This is a genomic window from Variovorax sp. P1_H12_2 (assembly GCF_056405335.1).
Genome location: NZ_JBFUCI010000447.1, coordinates 1 through 5,052 on the forward strand (window position 1 = coordinate 1; position 5,052 = coordinate 5,052).

Genomic DNA, 5,052 nt, shown 5'->3' on the forward strand with positions numbered 1-5,052 from the left:
GGCGCTTGGGTGTTGGTCAAGGAGGTGTTCGGCTGGCGGCGCTTCGCCAATCGGCGCGAGCTGGCCGGCTGCCTGGGGTTGGCGCCCACGCCCTAAGACAGCGGCGGCAGCCAGATCGAGCAGTGCATCAGCAAGGCGGGCAACAAGCGAGCGCAGGCCATCTGCGAGGCTGTCACCAGACCCAACATGCGATTCGTGCCGGTGAAGAGCGTCGAGCAGCAGGCCGTGCTCTCACTGCACCGAGCGCGCCAAGGCTTTGTCATAGCGCGTACGGCGCAGGCGAACCAGATTCGCAGCTTGCTCGGTGAGTTCGGCTTGGTCATCCCGAAGGGCATCTGCCACGTCGCCAAGCAAGTCCCCGAGCTGCTTGAAGACGCGAGCAACCAGCTGCCCGGAACGACTCATCGCTCGCCTGACCGAGCACCTCAAGGAACTGGACAAGCTGGTCGAAGAGTTCGAGGACCAATTCAAGGCGTGGCATCGCAGCAGCGAACTGAGCCTGAAGCTCGAGATTCCTGGCATCGGGCCGCTGGGAGCCAGCGCTCTGGTGGCCTCCATCGCCGATGCGAACAGCTTCGACAACGGCCGTCAGCTCTCGGCTTGGCTTGGCCTCGTGCCGAAGCAGCATTCGAGCGGGGGCAAGCCAACACTCCTGGGCATCAGCAAGCGAGGTGATGTGTATCTGCGCACCCTGCTGATTCACGGCGCGCGCTCGGCCATCGTTGCGGCGCAGCGCAAGACAATGAACACCAACGTGTGGCTGGCGAGCCTGCTGAACCGACGACATCCGAACGTGGCCGCGGTCGCGCTGGCGAACAAGAACGTGCGAACTGTTTGGGCGCTGCTGGTGCACGGGCGCGAGTTCTGCCCCAGCTACGTCCCGCCGCAGCTCGCTGCATAGCAGCTATACAACCCATCAAATCAGAAGGCAAGGAGACCAAACCACCGATTGCTCAGGCAATCACGCCAGTGATGGCAAAGCAGGTTAGACCGTGGTTGGCGAAGCCCAGTACAGCCGTAGCACTCCGAGTGCGACAAAGCGATAGAGGAGCCGACCAGCAGACCCCATCAGATGGCATGGTCGTCCCGTCTACCCGCAGCTGTTGACTTGAAGAATCAGCCCGTCCAGGGGAGGGTGGCTTGCTGTTCCCTTCAGGGTGTCACACCGTTCTCGCCGTCAAGGTCGGCGCACCTGGTGGTGCTTGCGGCCTCACGGCCGTCTTCGAACCTTGACGGCTGCGCTGCGGCGCGCCGTGGACGGTCACGGGCAATCCGCCCTCTACCGTTCAAGGAGAACGACATGGCTTCCAACTATTCCTTCATCACCGATGAACAATTCGAGCGGCTGCTGGCCAACGGCCGCATGGCATTGATGTGCCAGGACAAGGATAGGGATTTCGATCCGATGCCGGTCGTCAAGCTCTTCACGCCCGATGCGGGGGCGACGTGGCTGCTGACGGAAGTCGATCCCGACGAGCCGGACATCGCCTTCGGCCTGGCCGATCTCGGCTTGGGCTTTCCGGAGCTGGGGCGCGTGAGCCTGCCGGAGCTTTCCGAAATGCGCGGAATGATGAGGCTGCCGATCGAGCAGGACCTGCACTTCCGGGCTTCGCAGCCGCTCAGCGCCTACGCGCGTGAGGCGCGATGGGCCGGGCGCATCCAGGCCTGAGGGCCCGCCGCCGGATGCGCCGGCGGCTTTCAACGGCTTCGTCATTCATGGCGCGCTGCGCGCGCGGTACGGAGCAAGGCCGCTTGCGCGGCAGTCCGGCACATGGATGGACGCACTCTCGCCTCTGCCTGGCAGAGGGCGGCGGGAGCGGCCTGCGGCCGCGGCGCGGCCGGAAGAGTGTCCGTGTGGGTGAGCGGCGTCTGCCGCGGCGCATCTGCTTTCAGAGCCACCTCTTCATCGACGCATAGCTCGCACGAGCCGCTGTCCAGGGCTTCGGGCTGCGCCACCGTCCTCACCCGGTCTTCGCTGGCGCTCAGCTGCGGCCTCCGGGCGGTCCCTGGACACCGACCCTTTCCGCTCGCTCTTCATGCGTCGAGGCGGCTCCGAAAGCAGATGTTCAACCACCGCGGCACACACCGCAGAAAGGCCCAGCCATGCGTGCACTTCAATCTTCCCGTCAGCGCAATGCGGACAACCAGACCGCCACGGGCGTTCCCCCCGTACCCCCCGAGGACTCACCAAAAGCAGGTGCTGTTCAGCATGGAGGTTMAGCGCCGCGCGGCGGCGGCCGCATGGATGTCCGGCAGTCCGTCACCGACCGGATCATCGCGATGCTCGAGCGGGGCGGGAACGTGTTTCGCGAACGCTGGACCCGGGCGGCCTCGCGCGGCATGCCGCGCAATGGCAAGACGGGCGCTGCGTACCAYGGCGCCAATGTGCTGCTGCTGTGGGATGCCGCGATCGAACAGGGCTACGCSTCSAAYGTCTGGCTGACGTACAAGCAGGCCGCCAGTCTCGGTGCACAGGTTCGCAAGGGTGAGCGGGCGGTGCTTTGCGCGCACTTCGAGCGCAAAGCGGGCAGGCCAACGGCGGACGCTGCCGACGATGCGCAAAGCGCTTGCGGGCGCGAAGAGGAGGAGGGCGGCGAAGTGGGCACCGGCGAGAGAAGCTTCCTGCTKTGCAWGCCGTTCTGGGTTTTCAACGTSGCGCARATCGACGGCYTSCCGCCGGAGCTGATCGCTGATGCGGTCCCTCCGAAAGACTGGACGGATCGTTCCCCGATCGAAGGCGCGATGCGCTTCATCGGTGGYTGCAAGGCCGACATYCGGCACGGYTWCGAKCGYGCGGCCTAYGCMCCGCRCGCMGACCGGATYYTCATGCCCGMCGTCGAYCGGTTCACSAGTCCCGAGGCCTAYTGCGCSACSGCGYTGCACGARCTGGTGCACTGGACCGGCCACCCGGACCGGCTGGCCCGTGAGTTCGGCAAGCGCTTCGGCGATGCCGCCTACGCGTTCGAGGAACTCGTGGCCGAGCTCGGCTGCGCCTTCGTACTGGGGCACATCGGCCTGGTGGATGCGACGATCGAGGGGCATGCAGCGTACCTTGACGCGTGGCTGCAGGTGCTGCACCACGATCGCACCGCCATCTTCACCGCCGCGCGCCTGGCGGGCGAGTCGTTCGAGTACATCCTGAGCCGCGAGCTGCCGCCTGTCGCGCAGCACGTCCTTGTTGGCACTTGCGAGGATTGATCGGGTCACATGGCCGCATGCGGCCATGTGTTGTTCCGACCCGGACGTCGACTTGCCAGTCCAGCTCGCGATCGGAATTTGGGTTGTCATGCCTCAACTGGGCGTTGGCATTGCGTAGCCGACCCAGCTGCTGTGCCTCCTCGGCGTCATCGTACGCCGCGTCCAGCCCCGCCTGCGGCGCGCGGTGGCCTTCGAGGAGATTGCGCTCTGGACAGGCGTCCTGCGCGCCGGAAAAGCGGGGAAAGGGGGCACAACGACGCCCGCCCTGCGGGCAACGGGTGTGCGAGGCGAATGGATCACGCATGACACCATTTCGCATGCGGGCTCTTGAACCTCACAAGGCGAGGATCATGGTTCAGCACCATCCCGACCCCGGCAGGATCTGCGTGACGACTGGCCGTTCGGGATGTTCGCCGTTCCGCGCGAGCAGGTCGTCCGTGTCCATGCCTCGAGCGGCACCACCGGGAAGCCGACGCTCCATCCAGTGGCGCGCTAACGGGCTGAAGCCCCTGATTCTGACCAACAGGCCGGTTGAAGATGATGCATTCCTTGGCATCGCACGGCATAGGCCCGATCCTCGTTGCTTTCTGCGCCCAGGCGCGGGCCATCTCTCTGGCCCAGGAGCAGCCCGTCACCTCCGAAGGTGCTCTCCAAAAATCCGGCGGATGACCTCGTCTGCATCCACGTCGAAGCAGCGCCCATGACTGAGCATGATGCGGCGAGGCCGCCATGCTTGAACTTTCGCGATGGCCGCAGCTGCTGTTCTCCGCTGCAACAGCAGCGGCAGGCGCATCCCGAAGAGCGCCTGCCCGCGTGGGTAGTACATCCCGCTCATCCTCCATCTTGTCCAACTCAATGTTGATGATGGCGTCCGCCACGATGAGAGATCGTGATTCCCGGTGGAAGAAGATGAATTCCTTGAAGTAGCCACCCGGAAACAGCAATTGGTCCAGTTCGCGCCGCCATTCGCCCGGCGGGTCCAGATCGAGGGCTCTCCCGAAACGGATCTCCACCCGCCGCGCTCTGCTCCTTCTGCGCACGCCCGGCGAAGCCCAAGCGACGGCATCCGGAAAGGCCTTCAACCACTCTCCAATGTGGGCATAGTGGAACTGGTTGGGGGAGATCAGATGCCGGACAGTCCCGAGGTGCTCAAGCTCGTCTGCAAGCTTGCGATCGAACTTCGTCGGCGAGTGAAGAAAAAGCTCGCCGTTCGAGAGCCGCACCACCGTCATACGGGTGGTGAACGGCAGCGGCAGCCTGACGCCCGCCACGGTCAGGTTTTCGACGGGCCCGTCGACAACGCCGATGTTCGCCGCCACAGGTTTGTACACATTGATCGGGCTCGTAAAGTGCTGCGGTCATGTTGCCGTCTCGGAAACATCCTGCACGATTCTGGCAGCGCTTGACCCTGCCGATCTGCGTCTTTGGGCCTCAACCCGGGTGCTAGCGCCGGCTGAAGCGGAGGGGCCCGCTCGCCCGACGCCAGGTGACGGCGATCGGCGCGGAGCGCAGGTCCACCAAGCAGACCAAGGTCCATCGAAACTGCCCTAAAGGGCAGTTGTCAGCCATTGGTGCCGATGTCACCATCGCGCGGGCGCTGCAACAGCGCACGGATCACGATCTGCAAGTTAGAAGGACAAACATGAAAGCGGAACTGATGAAACGACTGGCGGTGCTCGCCGCGGTGCTCAGCCTGACAGTTGGCTGCACCAGCAAGGTCGATCCGATCAGCCAAGTGGAGAAGGCCGATGCCGCCAAAGGCGTGGCCGCGCCCAGCATTGCGGAGACCAAGGCGATCGCGGAAGAGGCCTTCGTCTACGGTCTTCCGATCGTGATGAACTATGCGGTGATGTA

General features: G+C 64.7%; 4 protein-coding genes and 2 pseudogenes. 5 read left to right on the top strand and 1 reads right to left on the bottom strand.

The features are described from left to right. The 4 genes and pseudogenes from AC1D2K_RS29635 to AC1D2K_RS29650 form a co-directional block, all read left to right on the top strand. A pseudogene (locus tag AC1D2K_RS29635) lies at positions 1–162 on the top strand (transposase); the annotation flags it as partial. Beyond that, a pseudogene (locus tag AC1D2K_RS29640) lies at positions 151–901 on the top strand (IS110 family RNA-guided transposase); the annotation flags it as partial. The pseudogenes AC1D2K_RS29635 and AC1D2K_RS29640, both read left to right, overlap by 12 nt. 399 nt (positions 902–1,300) lie before the next feature. Continuing rightward, the gene (locus AC1D2K_RS29645; RefSeq protein ID WP_478093382.1) at positions 1,301–1,669 is read left to right on the top strand and encodes a DUF2958 domain-containing protein; all 369 of its coding nucleotides are present in this window, start codon (positions 1,301–1,303) and stop codon (positions 1,667–1,669) included. A 572-nt stretch (positions 1,670–2,241) separates the two neighbouring features. Beyond that, the gene (locus tag AC1D2K_RS29650; RefSeq protein WP_478093384.1) at positions 2,242–3,198 is read left to right on the top strand and encodes an ArdC family protein; all 957 of its coding nucleotides are present in this window, start codon (positions 2,242–2,244) and stop codon (positions 3,196–3,198) included. A gap of 296 nt (positions 3,199–3,494) precedes the next feature. Here the strand turns inward: AC1D2K_RS29650 and AC1D2K_RS29655 are convergent, their stop codons facing one another. Next, on the bottom strand, positions 3,495–4,529 hold the full coding sequence (locus AC1D2K_RS29655; protein ID WP_478093386.1) for a DUF4336 domain-containing protein: 1,035 nt from the start codon (positions 4,527–4,529) through the stop codon (positions 3,495–3,497). Between the two features lie 155 nt (positions 4,530–4,684). On the opposite strand from AC1D2K_RS29655, the gene AC1D2K_RS29660 reads away from it, so the two are divergent. Then, a partial coding sequence (locus AC1D2K_RS29660; RefSeq protein WP_478093387.1) for a hypothetical protein occupies positions 4,685–5,052 on the top strand: 368 nt, incomplete at its 3' end.